Origin of the sequence: Microbacterium salsuginis, from assembly GCF_012524205.1 — a bacterium.
GTDB classification, from domain to species: domain Bacteria; phylum Actinomycetota; class Actinomycetes; order Actinomycetales; family Microbacteriaceae; genus Microbacterium; species Microbacterium salsuginis.
On the sequence record NZ_JABACI010000003.1, the window covers coordinates 1 to 22939 of the forward strand.

Annotated in this window: 16 protein-coding genes; 2 read left to right on the forward strand and 14 right to left on the reverse strand. The window is 70.4% G+C overall.

Annotation, left to right across the window (positions count from 1 at the left end; genetic code table 11):
• Nucleotides 1-390 precede the first annotated feature (390 nt).
• From HF576_RS10530 to HF576_RS20600, 14 genes are all read right to left on the reverse strand, one after another.
• Nucleotides 391-3864 (reverse strand): alginate lyase family protein, encoded by a 3474-nt coding sequence (locus tag HF576_RS10530; protein WP_168912803.1) that lies wholly within the window; start codon nucleotides 3862-3864, stop codon nucleotides 391-393.
• Nucleotides 3865-3982: 118 nt separating this feature from the next.
• Complete coding sequence (locus tag HF576_RS20765; RefSeq protein ID WP_343234238.1) at nucleotides 3983-5560, reverse strand: glycoside hydrolase family 43 protein; 1578 nt, start codon at nucleotides 5558-5560, stop codon at nucleotides 3983-3985.
• Nucleotides 5561-5579: 19 nt separating this feature from the next.
• Nucleotides 5580-6539: a hydroxyacid dehydrogenase gene (locus HF576_RS10540; RefSeq protein ID WP_168912805.1), complete on the reverse strand. Its 960-nt coding sequence runs from the start codon at nucleotides 6537-6539 to the stop codon at nucleotides 5580-5582.
• Nucleotides 6536-7573, reverse strand: coding sequence for a family 43 glycosylhydrolase (locus HF576_RS10545; protein WP_343234239.1), 1038 nt, complete (start codon nucleotides 7571-7573; stop codon nucleotides 6536-6538). Before HF576_RS10545 ends, HF576_RS10540 begins: the two co-directional genes overlap by 4 nt.
• Entirely contained in the window at nucleotides 7566-9728 is a 2163-nt protein-coding gene (locus HF576_RS10550; protein WP_343234240.1) for an alpha-galactosidase, read from the reverse strand. The genes HF576_RS10545 and HF576_RS10550 overlap by 8 nt, the downstream gene beginning before the upstream one ends.
• 22 nt (nucleotides 9729-9750) lie before the next feature.
• Nucleotides 9751-10458: a hypothetical protein gene (locus tag HF576_RS10555; protein WP_168912806.1), complete on the reverse strand. Its 708-nt coding sequence runs from the start codon at nucleotides 10456-10458 to the stop codon at nucleotides 9751-9753.
• A complete protein-coding gene (locus HF576_RS10560) occupies nucleotides 10455-11351 on the reverse strand; it encodes a carbohydrate ABC transporter permease (RefSeq protein WP_240948858.1) in 897 nt (298 codons plus the stop codon). Before HF576_RS10560 ends, HF576_RS10555 begins: the two co-directional genes overlap by 4 nt.
• The gene (locus HF576_RS10565) at nucleotides 11348-12382 is read right to left on the reverse strand and encodes a carbohydrate ABC transporter permease (RefSeq protein ID WP_168912807.1); all 1035 of its coding nucleotides are present in this window, start codon (nucleotides 12380-12382) and stop codon (nucleotides 11348-11350) included. The genes HF576_RS10560 and HF576_RS10565 overlap by 4 nt, the downstream gene beginning before the upstream one ends.
• 160 nt (nucleotides 12383-12542) lie before the next feature.
• Nucleotides 12543-13907, reverse strand: a complete 1365-nt coding sequence (locus tag HF576_RS10570; protein ID WP_205835172.1) for an ABC transporter substrate-binding protein — start codon at nucleotides 13905-13907, stop codon at nucleotides 12543-12545.
• Between the two features lie 114 nt (nucleotides 13908-14021).
• A complete protein-coding gene (locus HF576_RS10575; protein ID WP_168912808.1) occupies nucleotides 14022-15059 on the reverse strand; it encodes a LacI family DNA-binding transcriptional regulator in 1038 nt (345 codons plus the stop codon).
• 286 nt (nucleotides 15060-15345) lie between these two features.
• Nucleotides 15346-16185 (reverse strand): universal stress protein, encoded by an 840-nt coding sequence (locus HF576_RS10580; RefSeq protein WP_168912809.1) that lies wholly within the window; start codon nucleotides 16183-16185, stop codon nucleotides 15346-15348.
• Between the two features lie 360 nt (nucleotides 16186-16545).
• Nucleotides 16546-19785, reverse strand: coding sequence for a rhamnogalacturonan lyase family protein (locus tag HF576_RS10585; RefSeq protein WP_168912810.1), 3240 nt, complete (start codon nucleotides 19783-19785; stop codon nucleotides 16546-16548).
• 372 nt (nucleotides 19786-20157) lie between these two features.
• The gene (locus HF576_RS10590) at nucleotides 20158-21819 is read right to left on the reverse strand and encodes a hypothetical protein (RefSeq protein WP_168912811.1); all 1662 of its coding nucleotides are present in this window, start codon (nucleotides 21817-21819) and stop codon (nucleotides 20158-20160) included.
• A 217-nt stretch (nucleotides 21820-22036) separates the two neighbouring features.
• Nucleotides 22037-22171 carry a hypothetical protein gene (locus HF576_RS20600; RefSeq protein ID WP_277348862.1) on the reverse strand — a complete coding sequence of 45 codons (135 nt, stop codon included), beginning with the start codon at nucleotides 22169-22171 and terminating at the stop codon, nucleotides 22037-22039.
• A 171-nt stretch (nucleotides 22172-22342) separates the two neighbouring features.
• Between HF576_RS20600 and HF576_RS10595 the strand changes: the two genes are divergently transcribed.
• Together HF576_RS10595 and HF576_RS10600 are read left to right on the forward strand one after the other, a co-directional pair.
• Nucleotides 22343-22507, forward strand: a complete 165-nt coding sequence (locus tag HF576_RS10595) for a hypothetical protein (protein WP_168912801.1) — start codon at nucleotides 22343-22345, stop codon at nucleotides 22505-22507.
• 77 nt (nucleotides 22508-22584) lie between these two features.
• Complete coding sequence (locus HF576_RS10600; protein WP_168912812.1) at nucleotides 22585-22905, forward strand: TraR/DksA family transcriptional regulator; 321 nt, start codon at nucleotides 22585-22587, stop codon at nucleotides 22903-22905.
• Nucleotides 22906-22939: the final 34 nt, after the last annotated feature.

The following is a 22939-nucleotide window of genomic DNA, read 5'->3' on the forward strand; positions in this document are numbered from 1 at the left end:
GGGGTTGCGGCACCCCCCTATCCCCCCCCCCCGGGGGGGGGTTGGGGGGGGGTGCGGGCCCCCCCGCCCCCGCCACCACTCAGGCCGCCGAGACTCCCGAAGTTCCGGCGATCGACGTGCACGGAACCCCCTCGCGCACACGCCGGCCTTCACTCTATGTACTGGGAGTCTCAAGTCTCAAATCACCGCGGAGCCGTGCGTCATCTGCCACCACGACGATCCGGAAACCGGAGATCCGTCGGGTTTCCGGATGCCGCGGCGCCCAGCATCCGGAAAGTCACGCATAGTCCGGTTTCCGGATCCGGCAACCCGCTGAGGTCAGCAGCATGCTGCACGGCCGAACGCCCCGAGCCACCGTCGATACGGCGGCTCGAGGCGCTCGGTGGAGCGTCAGCCGACCGTGCCGAAGACGCGCAGCTCGGCGACGTTCAGGATCTGGCCGTTCACGAGCCGGATGTAGCGGTACGCGCTCTGCTCAGCGACCGTCCATCGCTGCCACTCGAGGACTTTGGCGGGAGCGGCCGGAGTCAGCCGCGTCCACGTCTGCCGGTCGTTCGAGCCCTCCAGCCGCATGTCGGCGATGCGCGAGGTGCCGTATCCGTCCTGGCGCACGAGGAGCTCGGCGCCTGTCAGCGACACCGCGGCCCCTTCGCCGAAGTCCCACACGTTTCCGTACACGCCCGAGTTCAGGCGGGTGTCGGAGTGGCTGGCAGGGTCGCCGTCGAACATCTTCGCGGTGTACTGCGTCCAGGCGTTGTCGACGACGCCGTCCGGGCGCAGCACCTGGGCGGCGCGGAACGCGTCGTCGATCAGGCCCGCGTCGCTCGAGAGGAACAGCTTCGAGCCGTCGGTCGTCGCCGCGACCGGGTCGGCCGTCCGCCCCTCGGGCGTGGTGAACGTGAGCACGAACCCGACCCCGCCACCCGCCGGCGCACCCGTCGGGATCACTGCCGTCGCGACCCATTCGCCCGGCGCGGGCGAGGTGATCTGCGCCGGCTCACCGAGCACGGTCACCGCGATCGCGGAGTTCTCGGCAGGCCCCGTCATCCGCAGCTCGACCCGGTCACCGGCGACCACGCGGCCGGCGACCGCGTCGGGCGACGACATCACGACGGAGTCTATCGAGCCCACCGCTTCGGTGCGGACTCCGTCGATGCGGACGTCGGCGAGGCACCAGATACCCGGGAATGTCGGATCGGAGGGGACGCCGGGCTCATCGACCTGCAGCTTCAGGAAGCGGAACCGCTGGTCGCGTGTCTCCTCGCGCGTGGCGACCCACTCGATCGACGCGTCCTCACCCGCGTTCGGGCGCTCGGTGAGCAGCGTCCACGTCACCAGGTCGTCGGAGCCGTACACGTTCGTGCCCGCCGAGCGGTTCGAGAACGTGTCGCGCGCCTGGAACCCGAACGCGTCCGCGCTGACCCGGAAGCCTGGACCGAAGTCGAACACGACGCTGCTCACGCGCTGGTCGCCCCAGTGCGTCTGGTTGTCGCCGTCGGCGATCGCGCGCAGCTGCGCCGTGCTGAGTCCGGGGGCGCTCACGATTCCGGTGAAGTCGAGCGATCCATCGGCCAGAAGCGGCGTGAGCGGCTCGAGCTCGGCGATCGCCGTGCCCAGCTGCGCCAGCAGGCCGGCGAACTCCGCGGCATCCGCGGTGCTTCGAGCCTTCTTGATCTCGGCGCGCAGCCCAGCCACGCGCTGCCAGCTGGCCGTCGTGTACATCTCGCGTTCGCCCTCGATGCGATCCTGCAGCGTGCCGATCGCAGCGGCACGCGTCGCCGCGACCGTCAGCGAGACCGGCAGCCCGGTGACCGCGGTGCCATCCGACGCGACCACGAGCATCTCGTGCGCACCCGGCCGCTCCGGAGTCAAGCTCACCGACGCACCCGACAGCACGGCACCGGTCGGTGCGCCTTGCAACGACAGCTGCACATCGCCCGCGGCATCCGTGGCCGCGAACGCTCGCGTCCACGGCTCACCCGCCACCAGCACGGCATCGATCGCAGGAGCGTCGGCGAACATGGGCGGTGTCAGCACGCCGTTCGCCTGCGCGAGCACCGAGGCGACGTCGACGTGCGCGTCCGATCCGGTTGCACGAAGGAACAGGATGTTGTCTCCCACGGCGCCCGGAGTCTTGTCGAGATGCAGGTCGAGCCAGACGTATCGCCACTCCCCGCCGGTGTCGGGCACTACGATCTCGGCGAACGGCGCCTCGATCGTCGTGCGAGCGACCTCGAGGCGCGCGGCGCCGTCGCTGCGCACCTTGACCCCGACGAGCGACGTCTTGGTGCGGTCCGACCAGATGGCGCGCCGTTCCGAGAGCCACGCGTCGTCGGCGGCGGCATCGAGGCGGATGAACTCGGCGCTGTCATCGGCATCGCGCACCGCACCGTCGCCCAGCGGCGTGCCGAACGTGCCGACCGACAGCTCGGCGCTCTCCGCGAGCGGCGCCACCGTGCCTTCGTCGCCGGCGAGCTCCTCCGGGAAGGCGACCCAGTACTCGGCGCCGGTGAAGTCCGATCCGCGGTCGTTCCAGAAGTTCTGGATGCCGGTGCCGTAGTAGTACAGCGGCCCGTCGCGGTCCTCGTACAGCTGGGCGACGTGCGGCGCTTCGGCTTCGACGTCGACACCGGCGACGTAGCGGTACTGGAGGTACAGCTCGCTGAGCGGGTCCTGCAGCCGGCCGCGGTAGGCCTGCGAGATCGCGCCGCCCTCGTTCGCGGCGACGTAAGGGATCTCCTTGCCCATCATGAAGGCGTAGAAGGTGTCGGCGCCGGCCAGGATGCGGTTGTCGAGGAAGTGATACGGCGAGACGGCGTCTGCGGCATCGGACACGGTGCCGTGCACGGGATCGATCTTCGTTCCCTGGTTGTCGACGATGCGGGCGAGAGCGATCAGGATGTCGACGTCCCCCTGGCCGTGCGCCTGGTCGCGCAGCATCTCCATGTGCTGCACGAACGAGGTGCCGGTCGTGTTGCGCGGGTCATCGGCGGGGATCTCGCGGAAGATCGAGGCGAGCGCGCCGTTGACGTCGCCGCCGTAGAGGTCGTGCTCGCTCTCGTATCCGGCGTTGACCGTGAACCACTCGACGCGCTCGGCATACAGCTCGGCGTCGTCGAGGAAGACGGCCGCGGCCACCATGCCGATCACACCGTAGAGGTGCTGGTTCCACAGCCGGTTCGGCGAGAACAGGAATGTGTCCATCACCGGGCGCACGAGGTTGTCTTCGATGCGCTGCTGGTCCGCATCGGTCCATCGCAGGTCATAGCCGTCGAGCTCGGTGTTCACCGGCTCGGTGCCGCGCAGGATCTCGGCGGCGATGACCATGTGGTACAGCGGCACGCCGGTGTGGATGTGCGCGTCGCCGAAGTACGCGTACTTCGCGGGATCCAGGCTGCTCCAGGTCCGCAGCACGTGGAGCGCGTTCGCCCGGTGGCGCTCGTCACCGGTCACGACGTACTCGAGCGCCTGCGCCATGGCACCCAGGCTGTCGCGCAGGGCCATCGAGCGCATTCCGGCGTTCGCATACGCGTCGTTCGTCGGCGTATCCGTGCCGGGCCGCGCGAGCTCCGCGCGGAAGCCGGGCGCCGCGTAGCGCGTCTGCGTCATCGCGTCGTAGTAGCTCGCCCACGGGTCGACTCCCGCGAGCACCTGCGTGCGCATGTTCTCGAGGTGGTCGGCGGTGAAGCCGATCCCCGGATGCTGGAACCCGGCGTCGCTGACCGTGCGGACGATCTCGGGCGGTGCGGGGATCTCTTCCGCGGCGGCGGCGGGGGTGATGGCCACCGCACCTGTGAGGGCGAGCGCCCCCGCGGTGAGGGCCGCGATGAGCGGGCGGATTCGGCGTCGTCGTGCGATCTTCATCGATCCTCTTCTGGGTCTGCGCCGTCGGCTTCGACGGCGGGTGAACGATCGGGGAGAGAGGTGGATAGCGTTTGCCACTCACGATGGCGTGCTCGCGCCGAACCGTCAAGGGGAAGATTCAGGATGCCGCCGCCGGCGTCGAGCGCAGGCTTGCGCGCTCGACATCCACCGTCCAGCCGCGGCTGTCGAGGTCGTCGGCCCGCACGCCGAAGAACAGCCCCGTGAAGCGCAGGGGCGGGCCGTGGTCGTCCGACAGCGTCCACGCGGGATGGACACCGGGCACCGGCATCCACTCCCCCTCTGCGCCCGAGACGGCGAAGATCAGAGCTGGACCGTCGAGCGAGGCGCGCAGCCGCAGCGGCCCGGGCGGCACCGCGATCGGCGAGGATCGGGCGGTCGCGGAGCCGTCGCGTCGCACCACGCGCGCATGGCGTCCGTGCTCGGGGTCGAAGCCCACCTGCAGCCAGATCCAGCCGGCACGGTCGTACCAGGCGATGAGCCCGGCAGCTTCGCGCACGGTGCCTGGCTCGGCGTCGAGCAGCACCTCGAACTCCGTGCGATGCTCCTCGGCGCGGGTCAGGATCATCGATTGGTCGAAGACCGATCCGGGCGAATGTCCGCCGCGCAGGCGCAGCCATCCGGGCCGCGCCGCGAGATCGGCGACCGGCGAAGGCAGCGCGGCGCGCAGGGTCGACCAGCGCCGGTCGTCCAGGCGCGGCGCGTCGAACTCCTCGGTCCACTCGCGCATGCCCGCCGCGGCATCCGTTCCCCCGTCCGGGGCGCCCACCCGCACCTCGACGTGCGCGTGATGCCCGCCGCCCACGAGCCGCAGCCAGCCGTCGCCGTCGAACTCGACCCGCTGCAGACAGGTCTCGCGGCCGAGCGTGCTGTACCGCTCGCCGAGGTGGAGGGTCGGCCGGCTCGCCAGATGCGCGAGCACCCAATGCCCGTCCGGCGTCTGGACCAGCTCACCGTGACCGGCCTTCTGCAGCGGATGCCCGGGCGCGTCCCGCGTCGTCAGCACCGCTTCCTGCGGGTCGCGCTCATAGGGGCCAAGGAGGTGACGCGACCTCGCGGCGGTGATCCCGTGGTTCCAGCCGGTGCCGCCGGCGGCGATGAGCAGGTGGTACCAGTCGCCGATGCGGTAGAGGTTCGGTCCTTCGACCAGGCCGTCCTCGCGGTAGATGACGGCGGCCTCGCCGGTGGTCCGCCGCTCGTCGGGCAGGTACTGCTCGAGGACCAGCCCCGAGAAGGACGCGTGCTCGGGACGATGGTCCCACTGCACCCCCACGATCCAGTGCGTGCCGTCGGTGTCGTGGAAGAACGAGAAGTCGAAGCCGCGCGATCCGAGGTGTACGGGCTCGCTCCACGGACCGGTGATGCTCGGGGCTGTCACGAGGTAGTTGTCGATGTCCTTGTCGTCGCCGTCCATCGTGCGCACGATCGAGTACGCGAGCCAGAACAGGCCGTCGGCGTGCGACAGGCTCGGCGCCCACACGCCGCCCGAGTCGGGCACGCCGCGCAGGTCGAGGTCGAGCGCGTGGCCGATGGTGGTCCAGTGCACCAGGTCGGTCGAGTGGTGGAGCCGCACGGCCGGGTGGTACTCGAACGTGCTCGTCGCGATGTAGTAGTCGTCGCCGACGCGCAGGATCGACGGGTCGGGGTTGAACCCGCGCAGGATGGGGTTGCGGATCACCGGCACAGCACCACCGCGCTCACGGCGCCGGGTTCGCGAAAGGGCGGCCCTCGACGAACCGCTCGACCTCGGCGAGCGCCGCTTGTCCCAGCCGGCGCAGCTCGTTGCCGGTCGAGCCGGCGAGGTGCGGCGTGAGGAACACGTTGGGCAGGGAGTACAGGGGATGGCCCGGCGCCAGCACTTCGGGATCTGTGACGTCGAGGATCGCCCGCAGTCGTCCGCGCTGCAGCTCGGCGACGAGGGCGTCCTGGTCGATGAGCGCACCGCGCGCGGTGTTGATGAGCGTGGCCCCGTCGGGCATCGCCGCGAGCACGTCGCGCGAGATCATGCCCCGGGTCGCGGGCATCTCGGGCGCGTGGACCGACAGGATGTCGCAGCGCCGCGCGAGCTCGGCCAGCTCGCCGACCAGCTCCGCACCCAGCCGCTGCGCGGTCTCGGCGGTGGCGTACGGGTCGTACAGCAGCACGCGCACATCGCTGCCGGCGAGCTTCTCGGCGACGAGCGTGCCGATGGTCGACGCGCCGACGATGCCCACCGTGGCGCCGTACAGCCCGGTGCGCGGCAGCTCGGCCTCGCGGTCGATGAACCGCTGCTCGGCGCAGTACTGCCGGGACGCCCAGAACGCGTCCTTCGCGGCGAGCGTGATCATCGCCTGGGTGAACTCCGCGACCGGGATCGCGTTGGCGGCGCGGGCGGTGGAGATCCGGATGCCGCGGCTCGCGGCCGCCGCGTCGAGCGGACCGATTCCGCCGCCCCAGTGCACGACGGCCCGCAGCGCGGTGAACGGGTCGAGGTCGCCGGGCGCAACGGGCGCGAGTCCCCATCCCGCGATCAGGAGCTCGACGTCGGCCGGCTCGGCGATCGCCGCGAGCGAGGTCACGGCGGGGTCGATCTCGATCAGCTGCAGCAGCCGGGCGCGCTCCGATTCGCCGAACACGAACGGCACGAGCGCCGGCGCCATCGCGAACGCGGCCCTCATGCGCCCGGCTCCGGCGCATCCCGGTCGTTGAGCGGGCGAGGAAGGAGCGAGACGAAGCGCCCTGCACGGCTGTCGTCACCGCGTCCCGGGCGTTTCGTCTCATCGCCGCGCTCCTCGCTCAACGAGCGCAGAGGTTCCACGCCGAGCTCGTCGGTGCGCCATTCGTCACGCCATTCGAGCCGCACGCGGCCGTCCTCGATCCGCAGCGGCAGCCACACCGCCGGCGACTCGGCCAGCAGCTCGGGCGTCCAGCGGTCGCCGACGTAGACGTATCCGTCGCCGACCGGCGCGACGACGCTCACCTGCGACTCGTAGGTGCGCGTGCCGGCGGGGGCCATGGGCTGCCAGTCCGCCCACGGTCCGGTCAGAGCCGGAGCGCTCGTGTACATGTTGTCGTTCATGCTCCACCCGGTGAGGTCCGAACCGAAGAGGTAGTACGTGCCCTCGTGACGCACGAGGGTCGGCGACTCGTAGCCGATGGCCGGGTTCGCCTGCTGACGAAGCGTCGCGACGACGGACTCGACGGCCAGGTAGTCGTCGCGCAGGCGGTAGATGTGCAGGCCGTGGTCGCGGTCCTCCGACAGCAGGTAGCCGACGCCGTCCTCCTGGAAGACCCCGATGTCCCGGCTGATGTTGCCGAGCGGGCGCTCGCTGCCGACGTAGGCGTAAGGGCCCTCGGGTCGGTCCGCGACCGCGTATCCGACGCGCGCGAACGCGTAGTCCGCGGTGTCGATGTGCAGGAGCATCACCCACGTCCCGTCCGGGCGCTGCAGCGCCTTGGGTCGCTCGACGATGCGGTCCGGCCCGATGTCGCCGTCGCCGGCGACGAGCGCGTCGCCCTCGAACGTCCACTGCGCGAGGTCGGCCGACGAGTAGCAGGCGACCGCGGTGAACCGGTCGCCGGCGGTCTTGTCCTCGCCCCACGCCAGCCAGCGCCCGCCCACCCGCTGCAGGCCGATGCCGTGCAGCTGCGCCGTGCGACCGCGATCGTCGACGAACACATGCCCGGGCCGGATCACCCCGCGCTCAGCCACGGGGCACCCGCAGCACTCGGGCGCCGATTCCGGCCGGGGCCGCGATCGTCAGGGCGTCGCCGGCGGCCGAGAGCTCCCACGCCGTGTCGCCCGCCGGGAAGATCGCCTCGGCGCCTGCAGCGCCGGGGATCGTGAAGACGCGGGATGCGGCATCCCGATCCCATACGAAGATCAGGTCGTCGTCTGCTCCGCGCAGGCCGAGGCACACGACGTCGTCGTCCCACGCGGGGAGCCCGAGCGGCCAGAACGGCGTCGCGTGTGCGAGCGCACCGCGCAGCCCCTTGTGCAGCGTGACAGCCTCGGCCATGCGCGCGCGCTGTTCGGGGCGCAGGTCGTCGAGGAAGCCCGACAGGTACAGCCTGCCGCTGAGGCCCGTGACGAGCGTGAACACCGTCTCATCGTCGCTCATCGTCCGCGCCGGATAGGCCCAGTTGCCGCACTGCTCGGGCAGGATCGACACCGGCGCCGACGCCGCGATCGGCGGGTACAGCGTGAAGTCCTGCTGGTCGCTGGTGGACTGCAGGTGCGTGACGGCGAGCAGCGAGTAGTCGGCCCGCATGGCGCCCGAGCTGCAGTTCTCGATGCGCAGCGACGGATGCCGCTCCTGCACCCGCAGCAGCCAGTCGCGGAACGCGCGGGTGTGGGCCAGCAGCCCCTCGCCCGCCGAGGTGGCGTTGCGCTCGGTGCCGGCACCGGGGTTGATGTTGTAGTCCAGCTTCAGGTAGCCGATGCCGTACTCCTCGACGAGGTGGTCGACGGTGGCATCGAGATGGGCACGGGCAGCCGGATGCCGCAGGTCGAGGTGGTAGCGGCGGTCCTCGCGCACGCGCCGGCCGAACCGCTGGAAGAAGGCCTCGTCGGGCAGGGCCGCTGCGGCCGGGCTGTCGATGCCGACGACCTCGGGCTCGAGCCACAGACCCGGCACCATTCCGGCGAGGCGGATCTCGTCCGTCACGCCGCGCAGGCCGCCGCGGAAGCGGGCGGCGGCCTCGCGCCACTCCCCCACGGTCGACCACCAGTCGCCGGCCTCGGGGTCGGCGAACCAGCCGGCGTCGATGCAGAACACCTCGGCGCCCGCCTCCGCGGCCCGCCGCACCAGCGGCAGCAGGGCCTCGGTCGTCGGCTGGCCCATGAGGGTGTTCATGAAGTCGTTGTAGACGACCGGCAGGTCCTGCGCCTGGGCGGTGCCGCGCAGCCAGCGCCGGTAGCGGGTGAGGTGCGCGATCGCGTCGTCGCGTCCGTGAGCGGATGCCGCGAGCGCGACCGGCACGGCGGTGAAGGTCTCACCCGGCAGCAGCTCGGCGGCGAAGTGATGCTCGAGATCGGTCGGTCCGAGCAGCGACAGCACGCCGCCGGATCGGGTCTGACAGAGGTCGACGTGCCAGCCGGCGCTGGTCTCGACCTGCCAGGCCAAGGCCTCGGCCGCGCCGGCGTGCCCGTTCGAGGCCGGGTCGGCCGTGGCATCCGTCGTCGTTCGCACGAGGTAGCCGACGGGCACGTGCTCGCCGCTCGACCACGCGCCGTGGCTCGTGAGGGCGAAGTGACCGCGGCCGTCCTGGCCGTGGAGCGCGAGTGAGATGTCGGGAAGGAGCTCTCGCACCGGCGTCTCGTGCCAGCGGTTCTCGGCGAGCCATTCGCTCTCGGCGCTGCCGAGCACGAATCCGGCGAGATCGGCCTGCGAAGTGCCGAACCCGACGGTGGCCGACGACACCGCCGTCACGACGACCGGCGCGGACCCGGCATTGCGCACCTCGTTCTCGACGCGCACCGCAGCGGTTCCCGCCGGCGTCGTGAGCGTCGTGCGCACCTCGAGGCCGCTGACCGGGTCGCGCTGGTCGATGACGGCGCGGGTCTGAAGGGCATCCGAGACGACCCGCGGCGAGCCGTCCTGCACGCGCAGTCGTTCGCCCACCGACGACCGCCAATAGGCCTGGCTGGTGCGGCCACGCTGCTCGCCCGAGGTGAAGATCTCGACCAGCCCGATCGCGGCGCTGCCGAGATGCGCCGTCGCCACGGAGCGCAGCGCCACCGGAGAGTCGGCGGTCCACGTCAGCTCGAACTGCCCGATGCGGGCGCGCACGGTCGTCGGCGGGGTCTCGACCGGACCCGCGGCGGGGTGCCGGTCGGCGGTCGTTTGGTGGGAGATCTCGGTCACGGAGTCCGTCTCGTCTCGTCGTTCAGGAAAAGCGCAGGGCGTCGTTGCAGATGTGGATGCCGACACCGAGGAGGGCGGGAAGGAACAGGGCGAACGGCGCCCCGATGACGGGCAGAGCCGCGAGCGCGACCCCGAGGCCGAGCATCAGCAGCCAGCTCAGGGCGACGTGCGGGCGCCGGGCGATCGCCTTGGTGGCGGCGGTGAGCAGCTCCACCGGCGACCCGCCGCCGCGCACGGCCGCGACCGCACACACGGCGATCACGAGCGCGAGCACGATTGCGGCCGCGGCCGCGGCGAACAGCAGCATCGCGTCGGAGCCGCCGAAGAGGGCGAGGTCGTAGCCGAGCAGCAGCACGAGGGCGCTCAGCGCGATCGCGGCCCACGCGAGATTCCGTGCCCCTCGCGCGAACGAACGCCAGAACTCGCGGCCGGCGCCCCCGTCCACCCGCTCGGCGAGCAGTCTTCGCGAGCTGCGCAGCAGCGCGTACACGGCGGGAACGAGAGGGAGCAGCGACAGCGCGCCCAGCCACAGCGAGAGATGCGTGGGCTGCCACCCGATCAGCAGCGAGAACACGACGGCGGGGACGAGGCATGCCGCGAACGAGACCGACACCACGAAGTACTGGAACACGGCCAGCATCAGCTGGGCGACGGCACCGTCGAGCGCGAGCACGGCACGCAGGCGTGCGAACCCGCCTACGGGACGGGAAGGGGTGGGCGCGGCGGTCATCCCTTCACCGCCCCGACGGACATGCCCTTGATGAAGTAGCGCTGGAACGCGGCGAAGATCGCGACGGACGGGATGATCGCCAGGATCGCGCCGGTGTAGATCAGCTGCCACTGCGACGTGAGCAGACCCACCATGCGGTTGATCGCGACGTTGATCGTTCCCGCCGACGACGAGTCGAGGAACACCAGCGGGATGAAGAAGTCGTTCCACAGCCCGAGCGCCTGGATGATGACGAACGCCGAGGTGACCGGCAGCAGCATCGGGAAGACGATCGACCAGAAGGTGCGGAACTTGCCGGCCCCGTCGATCGAGGCCGCCTCCTCGACCTCGATCGGGATGCCCTTGATGAAGCTGCAGTAGAGAAGGATGCCGAAGCTCGCCGCACCGCCGAGGTGCACCAGGATCACGCTCGTCAGGGTGCTGTAGAGGCCGACGTCATCGAAGCCCTTGACGAGCGGGATCATCCGCACCTGGAACGGGATCATGAGGCCGGCGATGAAGAGGACGTAGATCCATCGCGACGTGCGGCCGCCGACGCGCTCGATGCCGTACGCGGCCATCGGCACGATGGCGACGAGGAGCACGACCGTGGCGACCGTGATGATGAGGGTGTTCACGAGCGCTTCGCCGTAGTCGGTCTGCTGGAACAGCTGGATGTAGTTGTCGAGCGTGAACTCGGTGGGAAGCCCCATCGGGTCCATCGTGATCTCGGAGTACGACCGGAACGAGTTGAGTAGGGCGTACAGCACCGGGCTCGCGACGATCAGCACGAGCACCGCGAGCACGACCATGACGACGATCTGGCCGGGGGTGAGCTTCTTGCGGGTGCGGTCGCGGCGCGGCTTCTGTCGCTTCTCGCCCGGGGCGACGAGCAGTTCGGTCTCGGTGCTCATGCCTGGATCTCCCTCTTGCGCATGTAGGCGTTGGCCGCCACCGTGCTCACGATCACGACGAGGAACAGCACGATCGCCGCAGCGCTGCCGAACCCCGCGCGGTACTCGCCGAAGCCGACCTTGTAGATGAAGAACGCCATCGTCTCGCTGACGAACCCGGGACCTCCCGAGGTGAGGACCATGACCTGGTCGAAGATCGTCCACCCCGCGATCATCGCGAGGGTCATGTTGACGGTGACCGCACCGGCGAGCATCGGCCATGTCACGTGCCGGAACACCTGCCGGCTGTTCGCCCCGTCGATGCGGGCGGCCTCGATGAGGTCCTGCGGCACCGACTGCAGGTTGGCGAGGTAGATCAGGGTGGTGTTGCCGCCGAGCGTGAAGCACGTGATGAACAGGATGACCCACACGACGATCGAGCTGTCGCCGAGCCAGTCGCGAGCCCAGTCCGGCAGTCCGATGTCGCGCAGGAACATGTTCACGGCACCGAAGTTGTAGTTGAGCAGGTACTTCCAGATCGTCGCGAGGATGAACGCGCTCACGAGGGACGGCAGGTACACGGCGGTGCGGAACAGGCCCTGCCACCGGCCGACCTTGTCGAGCATGAGAGCGACGGCGAGCGAGATGGCGTTGATGATGACGGCCGAGCCGAGCCCGAGGATGAGCGTGTTCTTGACCGCGTTCCAGAACCGGCCGCTGACGAGGATCTCTTCATAGTTGCGGCCGCCGACGTAGTCGTAGTCGGGGCTGATGCCGTCCCAGTTCGTGAAGCTCAGCTGCAGGGACTGCAGCGAGGGCACGATGACCATCAGCAGGTAGATGACCATGGCCGGCGCGATGAAGCCGAGCATCACCCACCGCGCGGCGCGGAACCGGCGCACCCGCCGCTGCTGCGGCTCGGGTCCTCGCGGCAGGAACGGGACGTCGTCCGGGGCGCCCTCCGGCGCACCGTCCAGCGGTCCTTCTCCGCTCAGCCGCACGGCGGCGCCGACGACCTGGGTCTGGCCCGGCAGAGCGCTCTGATCAGTCATGGAGGCCTCCTCGGCTCCGTGGCCGCGGGGGCCCCGGGGGGGGCCCCCGCACCCCGCACCGTTTGGGCAACCCGCCGGCGCACTTTTCGTTTCTGGGGGCCGCGTGGGCTCGGGGCGCGGGTGGCGGGGGCGCGCGGCCGGGGCCCCGCGACGGTTTCGGTCAGCCCGCGGCGACCGTCTTGTCGAACTCTGCCTGGACCTTCGCGATCGTGTCGTCGATCGAGCTCTGTCCGTCCTGCAGCTCGATCCGCGCCTGGCGGAAGAAGGTGTTGAACGCGCTGAACGTCGACAGCTCCGACACGTTCTCGAACCACGCCAGGTTCGGGTTCTCCAGCAGGGCGAAGTAGTCCTCGGCACCCGGGATCGACGTGTTGCGCTCGATCTCGTCGGCCGCGACGATGTTGGGCGCGAGCCAGCCGTTCTCCTCCATGAGGTTCGCGGTGTCGACCTGGTAGAAGAACTCCAGGAACTCCGTAGCCGACGCCAGCTGGGCCTCGTCCTCGGCCGCCTGTGCCGAGATCGCGAGACCGCCGGCGGTGTCGCCGTTCACGGCGTTCTTGAGCACGTTGATCGCGCCGTCCTCGTCCGGGACGATGAACAGCCCGGCGTTGAACTCGGGGTCGACCTTGTTGATGTCGTTGAGCCGACCGATGCCCGCCGACGACGTCGCCATGACGGCCATGTCGTTGACCAGCAGCGTCGTGGTCTGCGCGTCGGCGGTGGACTGCCACCCCTCGAGGACGTACTCGTTGGTGATGTCGACCAGCTCCTGCAGCGGCTCGCGCAGGTCTTCGATCGTCGCGTCGCCCGCGGCCGCCGCGTTCCAGAAGCCGCCCTCGTCGGACCACTCGGCGAAGTACGGCGCGGCCAGCTGCTTCCACAGCTGGTCGCTCGGCCACACCTCGGCCGCGGCGGTCGCCAAGGGCGCCTGCCCGTTCGCCTTGATGTCGCCCAGCAGGTCGAGGAAGTCCTGGTACGTCTCGGGCACCTCGAGGTCGTTCTCCTCGAAGTAGTCCTTGTTGTATACGATGTTGAGCCCGATCTCGCCGTTGAGCGCGCTGTAGGGCACCGTGTAGACGTTCCCGTCCGAGGCGGTGCCGACCGCCTCGGGGTCGATCAGCTCGGTCACCGAGTCGGGAATCGGGGCGAGCTTGCCGGCGTCGACGTAGGTCAGGGTGTCGCGCATGTCGACCACTGCGGGCCAGTTGCCGGTGGCATCCATCGTCTTCAGTGCTGTCGCGTAGTCGCTGCCCGCCGGAAGCGGGTCGAGCTGGACGGTCGTCGTCTCGCTCTGCTCGTTGAACGAGTCGACGACGGACTCGACGACCGAGTTCCAGGTCTCGTCGCCGGTGGCGTAGAGGAAGCGGATCGTCGTCTCCTCGGTGGTGGCGTCACCCTCGTTGCTCGGGGCGGCGCAGCCGGCGAGCGCGAGGCTCGCGGCGGCGATTCCCGCGGCTCCGAGGATCCAGGCCGAGCGGCGGCCCACTCGGGCGCGCACACCTGCCCGCGTCGTTACGTCGTGCATGTGATCTCCCTTGATTCGTGCCGGAACGTTTCCGTCCGGGCGAGCGTACCTCAAAGTGGACAACGTTTGCCACTTGTTTGCGAAATTGCCTCGCGAAGGGCGGAACGGCGCTGTTCAGCGCCCGTCGAGAGGCACGCCATGGAGGATCGGCGTCGCGCTCAGGGCGACGGCATCCCTCCCGTCCGGCTCGTCGAGAACCAGCGCGAGGGCCGCGCCCCCGAACTCCTCGAGCGGCACCTCCACCGTGCTGAATCCGGGCAGCACGTCGCCCAGCATCGGCACGTGGTCGAAGCCGGTCACCTCGATGCCGTCGGGGAACTCCACGCCCAGCTCGCGCAGGCGCGCGATGACGCCGACCGCCATCGCGTCGCTCATCGCGGCGATGACGTCGAAGTCGGGGAGGCGATCGCGCAGCTCGTCCACGGCGCGGTAGCCGCCGTCGCGCGAGAACTCGGTGTGCACGACGTCTCGGTCGTCGACGGCGATCCCCCGCTCGGCGAGGCCCTCGACGAAACCTCCGACGCGCTCGAGCGCGGTGACCTCGGCGTCGGGGCCCGACACGATCGCGAACCGGCGCTTGCCGGCGTCGGCGAGGCCTTGCGCGAGGCGCCGGGCCGCGCCGCGGTTGTCGACGGTCACAGTCGGAAAGCCGAGATCGTTGTCGCCGATCACCACGACCTTCGCGCCGTGCTCGCTCAGCACCGAGAGCTGTTCCTTGACGGATGCCTCGCGCCCGGCGTCGACCGTGCGGCTCGTGGCCATCACGACGGCGAGGTGGCGCTCGCCGCGCAGCTGCGTGAGCAGCTCGATCTCGCGGGCCGAGTCGTCGCGGGTGGTGCGGACGGCGACCGAGACGCCCCGCTCCTCCGCCGCGTGCATCATGCCCGAGATCATGGTCGCCGACCCGAAGTCGTCGATGTCGCCGACGATGAATGCGACCGTGCGCGACCGACCCCCCTTGATCGTCTGAGCCGCCGGACTCACCGCGTAGCCCAGAGTGCGCGCGGCCTCCTCGACGCGCGTGCGCAGCTCGGGCGAGCCGCTCTGCTTGCCGCGGACCCCGCCGTTCAGCGCGCGCGAGGCGGCCGGAACCGACACGCCCGCGAGCCGGGCGACGTCCGCGAGCGTGGCGGGCTTGGCGGTTTTCGACATCGGCTCCCCTGGACTCGTGCTGATAACGCTATCCAGTATCCCCGATGCTCCTCGCCGCCCCGCCGGGACCGCGCTCGGCCTAATCTCGGATCCGGAAACCGGAGAATCGTCCCGTTTCCGGATCCCGGGGGCCTCAGCATCCGGAAACTCGCACGAAGTCCGGTTTCCGGATCCGGCAACCGGGGAACGAGCGACGCACAAGGCCCCGCTCGTTGAGCGAGCGAAGCGAGACGAAACGCCCCGAACCGCCGTCGCACGCCCGGGGGCGTGCGGGACGCGCCGTGGGTCAGCGGACGACGGCGGTCACTGTCGCAAGGCGAGCGAGCACCTCGTGGCTGATCGAGCCGAGCAGGAACCGGGCGAGCACGCCGCGGCCGTGGGAGCCGACGACCGCGAGCCGCGCGGATCCGGCCAAGTCGTTGATCACCTGCGAGGGGTAGCCCCGCTGCACCTTGCGCACGATCTCGAGGTCGGGGTACTGGCCGCGCAGCCCGGCGAGTGCCAGCGCCTGCGCCTCCTCGGTCAGCTTCTCCATGTTGTCGAGATACTCCACCGGGTACACGCCCATGTTGCGCGGGGCCTCCAGCGGGGTCCATACCGAGACGGCGATGAGCGGCTCGCCGAGCCGGTCCGCCTCGGCCGCGGCGAACGCCACGGCCTTCTCCGACACCGGTGAGCCGTCGACCCCGACGACGACTCCCGAGCGGTCCGACACGTCCACATCGGGCACCACGACGACGGGGCAGCGCGCGCCGGCCGCGATCCGCAGTCCGTGCGCGCCGCGAGCGCGCCTGCCGCCTGGCCCGTCGTAGTCGCTGCCGATGACCAGGAGCGACGCGTCGGCCGAGGCATCCGTCAGCACCGCCACCGGGTTGCCGCGGTCGACGCGCATCAGCACCTTCAGCCCGAGACGGGGAAGACCGGATGCCTCGGCTTCCACGCGCTCGCGGGCCTCGGCGACGGCGTGGTCGAGGACGGCGTCTTCGCCCACCGCTCCGATGGCGCCGCCGACGACCTCGATCAGCTTGAGCGGCAGGCGATGCGCGGCGGCGCGCTTCGCCGCCCACTCGACCGCGCGGTGCGAAGCGGGCGCCGACGTGACTCCGACGACGATGGGATCGGCCATGATGGGCTCCTCTCGGATGCCCTCAGAGTAGACCCACGGAGCATCTCGGCACGCCTTCCACACGGCTGCGACGCCCCGGGCCGGAACCGCGTTCTGCGGCGCGGGTCCAGGAATACGAATCCGCAGGTGCGGACGCACCGCACGACACGCCGAGGGTCGGCGCCCCACCCCGGGGTGTCGGCGGGAATCTCCGCACCTGCGGATCCGATTCTCTGCTCGCGGTCGACGGATGCCGTCGGCACCGCTCGCGCGGTGGGTGCGGTCTCGGCAAGGGGTAGCAGCGCGGGCGGCTCCCCGCGCGCAACGGCGCCCCGGGCCTCAGCCCGGGGCGCCGTGCGTGGCGGCGGTGTCGCTAGGTGATCACCGCTTGCCGGTCAGCTCGAACGTGAGCGTCGCGACGTTGCCGGCGACGTCGTACACCTGCAGTTCGTTGGTTCCGACCTCGGCGCCGTACTTGCCGGGCTTGACCGCGTTCAGGTGCGAACGGGTCTTGTTCGGCAGGTCGGTCTCGACGCCGTTCAGCACGACCTTGTCGACCTCGCCGGCATCGAGCAGATCGAAGAAGATCTTGCTGTAGACGCCGTCCTCACCCTTCGACTGCTTGGCGACCGTGATCGTCGGAGCCGTCGTGTCGGGGGCGGGCGGCACCGCGATGTCGGTCCGCTGCGGCGGCAGCTGAGCCTCGTCGCCGAGGTAGAAACTGGCGAAGCCCATCTGGTCGTAGCCGTTGTTCTTGTTGGCCACACCGTTGCGGTACATCGGGTCGTGCATCAGCGTGCGGATGCCGTACTCGGTGGGCGCGAGCGTCGTGACGATGGCCAGGCGGTTGTCGCTCGCCCGCAGGACGAGCTCCTCGCGCCAGTCCCCGAGCAGATCGCCCTTCAGCGTCGGCGTGCTCTTGTTGCCCGTCGACGTCAGACCGGTCGCCAGATACGAGGTCGTCGCGAACGTCAGATCGTCGACGCTGTTGACGGTGGCGCCGTTGACGGCCATGTGCGTCAGCCCGCCCCCGAACCAGATGGCGTTCTGACCCTGGCCGATGCCGCGAGCGGTCGCGGTGGTCGTGAGGATCTCGCCCGTGACCATGCTCCTGACCTCGGTGGTCGCCCCGGCCGAGCCGGCCTGTGCGCCCGGCCAGCGGTTCGAGTAGTTGCCGGCCACACTGCCCTCGTCATCGCTGGCCGCGTAGACGCCGTAGAGAAGCGAGTTCTCGTAGACGACCTCGCCGTTCTCGTCGAGCCGCTTTCCCTTCATCGGGTCGTAGCCCGCGGGCCCGGGGATCCAGCCCAGGTGGTGGCCGGTGCGCATGTCGTCGAGCAGGTGCTCCTCCATGCCGGACCACTCCCGGATGTTGTTCTCCTTGTCCACCGGGAGCAGCGCCCCACGATCGCCGTGGCGCAGCGGCGCCCAGACGTTCAGCGGATTGTTGCGCACCTCGTCGGTGGCGAACTGGAACTGACCGGCGACCGGGGGAACGCTGTTCAGCCCCTCGATCGTGGGCATGATGTCGCCGTTGAGGACCTTGGGCAGGATCTTCGTCTTGTCGGCGTTCAGCCCGAGGACCATCGCCTTCAGCACGACCTCGTCCCACCCGTCGCCGTCGAGGTCGGCCGACTTGGTGTCGTGGTTGCCGCGGTTCTGGTAGTCGTACGCCGTTCCGCCGAGCGACCAGTACTGCTCGTCCGCCGAGTCGAAGCTCGCCTGCAGATTGACCTCGCCGTCCACGATGTTGAAGGCCGCGAGGGTCGTGCGGTGGTAATACCCGCGCTGCGACACGGCGTACTTGTTCACGCCGTCGAGGGCCGCGACGACGCCGACGTAGCGGTTCGCCCGGTTGCCCTGCGCGTCGCCGTACGAGGCCGCCTTCCACGGGTTCTCGAGCCAGTAGGCCTCCTTCTCGGCCATGATCTGCGCCTTGTAGTCGTTCACCGAGCTGCCGGCGCCCGGTCCCGGGAACGCGAGGTAGGAGTAGTTGCCTCGCTGGGTGGCGGGCGTCATGGCCCAGTTCTCACCGTCGACGCTCGCCTTGTAGGTGTGCGGGTACTGCTCGCTGTCGATCAGCGAGCCCACGCCGGCCTCGGCATCCCATTCGAATGCGGAGAAGAACTCCTGATCGTCCTTCGCCGGCCCGATCGGCCCCACGTGGTACGTCTTGATCCACCGCTTGAGGGCGGGGTCGTTCGGCCCGTCGTTGCCGCCGCCGACCGTGGGGCTGCGGTACGAGATCGTGAAGCTGTTCAACAGGGACCAGTAGGTGTCGAGCGCCTGCTCGTCGCCGCTTGCGAAGTACTCCTTGAACTTGTCGGTCGTGGAGTTGAGGCCATCCTCGCCGCCGACGACGCCCGAATCCGGGTAGACGACGGTCTGGGATGCTTCGTCCCAGTTGCCGATGCGCGTGCCCAGGGCGGTCTTGAGCATGAGCTCGGACTTGCCGTCTCCGTCGAAGTCCTCGGCGAACAGCGTCGTCTCGTGGTCGTTGGCCGCACGGACGTTGTAGCCCATGTCGATGCGGAACAACAGCGTGCCGTCCTGCTTGTAGACGTCGATGTACTCGGGAGCGGTGGTGGTGTTGCTGCCGTTGAAGATCGGCTCGGAGTACATCGGATCCTGCTGGGTGCTGCGCCACTTGACGACGATCTCGTACTCTCCGTCGCCGTCGAAGTCGCCGACCGTCATGTCGTGCGTCGAGTACGGCGCGCTCTGCGACGTGTGGATGGCGCCGGTGTCGGTCTTCGCGTAGGGCAGGCTGGTGCCGCTGTCGAGCTGCTCGACGTACTGGATGAACTTGGCCTCGAGCTCGGCGTAGAGCGCGTCGCCGATGATGCCGTCGGCGCCCAGGGTCGCCGTCGGCTGCCATGTCTCCGCGTTGTGGACGTTGAGCTTGTCGACCCACGTGCCGAGGTCGGCCGCGGTGACGGGCGTCTTCTCGGAATGGGGCTCACGGAAGGCGCGGAGCAGATCCATGTCGACGGTGTACCAGTGCTGACCGCCGGTCTCGGGAACGACCATGTTCGCGGCGTTGAGGTTCGTGCCGGGGCCGAACCGCTGGCCGCGGTAGGTGAAGTGCGCGAGCGGCACCGGAGCGGGCGCCGGCTTCAGCGGGATGTAGTGCGCGGCGCCGCGGTTCTCCTGCCCCGGCTGGCCGGCCAGGTTCGAGAGCATCGGCACGCTCATGCCCTGGCGCTGGCCCTCGACGCCGTCGACGACCGGAGCGACTTCGTACATCGACGCGACGGATCCGTCGGGATCGGTGTAGTTCGACGGAGTGACATTCTCCTTCACCACGCCGGGGTTGGTGTCATACGCGCTCTCGGGCTGCACGTCGCGCGGCTCGATGGTCGCGATCTTCGCGAAGTCGGCGGTGCCGTCCTTGCGGTACACGTTCCACGAGAGGCCGTCGGGCTCGTCGCCCAGGAATCGCCAGCTGAGAAACACCCCCTCCGGAACCTGAGCGGCGACCAGGCCGCGAGTCAGCTGCTCGACGGGGCGCAGCTCGGGCTCCGGTGGCGCACCCGCCGCGGGTGGGCTGAAGGCGATCAGCGAAGCGCCGATCGCCAGAGTCAGGGGTAAGGGAACGAATTTGCGCAGTGATGTTCGCACGTGATTCTCCTCGTTGAGCGTTGTCGCCCATCTTTGGGCAACCGCTTTCCCGAGTCATGATCCTCCACCCGTCCCCTTCACGCAAGAGAAAGTTGGATCGTTTCATCGATTCCTCATGGATCGTTTCATCGATCCGCCGGGGCCGAGGCGCGCGCGGAAGCTCGAGGTCGAGAAACCGCGGAGAGGTTGAGACACCTCATGCGGCGCGGTTTCTCAACCTACGCAGGGTTTCTCAACCGGCGTGTGGTGTCTCGCCGGCGCGGGCGGCGGCCTGGGCAGCGCAGTGCGGGCGGCGGTGCGGGCAGCGCAGCGCGGGCACCGCAGACCCAGCACGACGGGCGAGGGAGGAAGAGCGGGGACGGATGCCGGGCGTCAGGGGCGCCACGGCCAGGGCCAGTCGCCGCGAGGATCGGGCTCGGGTTCCGGCTCGGGCTCGGGCTCTGGCTCGGGTTCCGGCTCGGGCTCCGGTTCCGGCTCGGGTTCGGGCGCGGAGCCGGGATCGGGGCCCGGTGCCGGTGCCGGCTCGGGCGGGGGTGCGTGCTGGGGCGTGCCGTCCGAGTCGGGCTGCGACCGTGGGGCCGGCGCCTGCGGACGCTGCTCGGCGGCTTCGCGCAGTCTCGCCTGCTCTTCGGCGAGTCGCGCCTGCTCGCCGCGGAGCGCGACCACCGCTGCCCCATACGACTCCATGGCTGCCAGCGCGGCATCCTCATCGACGGCGACCGCGGCGTCGTGCGCGGCGACGACCACCGCATCCCGCAGCGACGCCCCCGTCAGCGGGTTCTCGGCGACGATCCGCTCGGCGAAAGCGGGCAGTCCGCCTCCGAGAGCCAGGAGCGCCGTACGCAGTGCCGCCGTGCGGTCGTCGAGCGATGCCGCGTCCGCACGCACCGCTGCCGCCGCCGCGGCGAGGCGCTCGGCGTGGTCGCTCGCTTCGCCGGCTGCGGCGAGGAGCGCTTCCGGATCGGCGTCGTCGAGGTCGGCACCCTCGTAGGCGGCCGGTGCTGCCGCGGGCGGCCCGGCCAGCTGCGCGGCGAGGGTGTCGAGCGCGCCCTGAGCGACAGCGCGGGCCGGTTCGTCCGACACACCAGCGAGGGAGGCGAGCACCGGGCCCGTTCGGCCCACGGTCGGTGTCGCGGCAGCGGCGAGGGTGCCGTAGGCGGCGGTCGCGGCATCCGTCTCCTGCTCCGCGGAGGCGACCGCAGCCTCGGCCTCGGCGAGTTCTGCAGCTGCCGCGGTGAGGCGATCGCGCGCCTGCGCCGATTGCACGGTGAAGATCCCGGCGACCGCCATGCCCGAGACGACGACGACGGATGCCGCCGCCACCGCCCACCTCATCCGCCCGTGTCGTCGGCGCGAGGCGATCCACACCGGCGCCGGCACGGGTTCTGGCAAAGGCTCGGGCAGCATCACGCTGTCGAAGTCGGCGGGCTCGGTCACCCGCGCGGCGGCAAGCCCCTCTGTCGAGAGCGCGGAACCGGATGCCGCCGGCACAGCCGGCGCGAACACCTCGGTGAACCCCACGATGCCGTTCACCGCGAGCACCGGATCGGGCGCCTCGCGCGGAACCGCAAGACCCGGAACCTCCGGACGTGGCATCGGGGGCAGAGGCGTGGCATCGGCCTTCACCGTCGCCGAGCCGCCGCCAGGGCTCCGCGGCACGCGCGGTGCCGCAGGGTCGAACGGAGCAGCCGCCCGCGTCGTCACCGCCTGCGGCACCCGCGGTGCCGCAGGGTCGAACGGGGCAGCAGCCCGCGTCGCGTCCGCCCGCGGCGCGCGCGGCACGACGGGTTCGAGTGGAGCGACCGTCGGAGCGGCCTCCGGCAGGGGCGCCGCGGTCGCACCGAAGTGGGCGATCGCGAGGGCGCTGGCGGCGGCGAGCGCCGTCGGGCGCGACCGCTCACCCTCCAGCGGCGGGCCGAAGAGTCGGGCGAGCGCCTCTTCGCGTTCCCGCTCGGCGTGACTCGCTCGATCGAGTTCTGCATGTGGGGCCGACGCACCGCCCCATGATGCGTCGGCCCTTCCCCGGATCCCCATGATTTGCCCCGTCCTGTACCGGACGGGGCCAGCGTACGCGCGAGGACACCCCCGGTCATGGGGGAAAACCCCGCTCCTCCGAAGCCGCCCGTGGGGACCCTGGGGGTGGATGCCGGCGACCCGTCGTGGACGAGGTCCGGCACCACCCGCACCGGTCGTCAGCGGCTCGTCCGGCCGCGGCGCCATCGCGTCGCAGCGAGAGGAGCCGCCGCGTTCATCACACCCGCGCGTCCTTGCGCGGCTTGATGAACGAGCTCGGCTCGCGCTTCTCGCGCTTCGCCGCGCGCTTCTCCTTCATCGACATCTTCGCGACCTTCTTGCTGCCGCGTTCCTGTGGTGACTTGCTCGACATGATGTCCTCGCTTCCCCTTGTCGGCTGGCGGTGAACCTCCGACCATAGCCCCGTTCCACAGGAAGTCAATTCGCCCTCCTGCCCCCGCCGGACGGCCCGTCGAGAGCCTCGCCGAAGCCCTGGCGAAGCCACCGACTTGCCTTTTCCCAGGTCCCGGCTATGGTGAGGGCCATGACCTCGATGCCCCGTCTCGCCGCCTCGGAGGGTCCCTCGGACGCCTCCGTCGTGACGTGGGCTGCCGACATCGCCGGGACCCGGCATGAGGTTCTTCCGCCCCGGCGTGCCGCGGCACGTGGCCGGTTCATCCCTGCCACGTCGCGCGCTGCACCCCCGTAAACCCCTTCCCTCGAAGGGCCATCCCGGTCAACCAGCGCGTCGCATCTGCGGCGCGTTTCTCTTTTTCAGGAGCCGTCATGACGAACACTTCGAACGACGTCCGCGTGCCGGATGTCGACACCACCCGCCAGCAGCTCGAGGAGCAGCTGCAGGAACGACTCGACGTCCTCGCCGAGCTCGCCCCGCGTGCCCTGCCGGGCGTCGACCCGGTCGCCTACCAGGTCGTGGAATCGAACCGCCTGGTCGTCGAGCAGATCGCCGCCGCTCTGAACCGGCTGGAGGCCGGCACGTATGGCCGGTGCACCCGGTGCGGTGGCCCCATCGCCGCCGCGCGGCTGGAAGTCCTGCCGTACGCTGCCGCCTGCATCGAATGCCAGAGCCATGCGGACGCCGCGTAACTCCAAGCCGACCCGGATACCGGCTCGCGCGCCG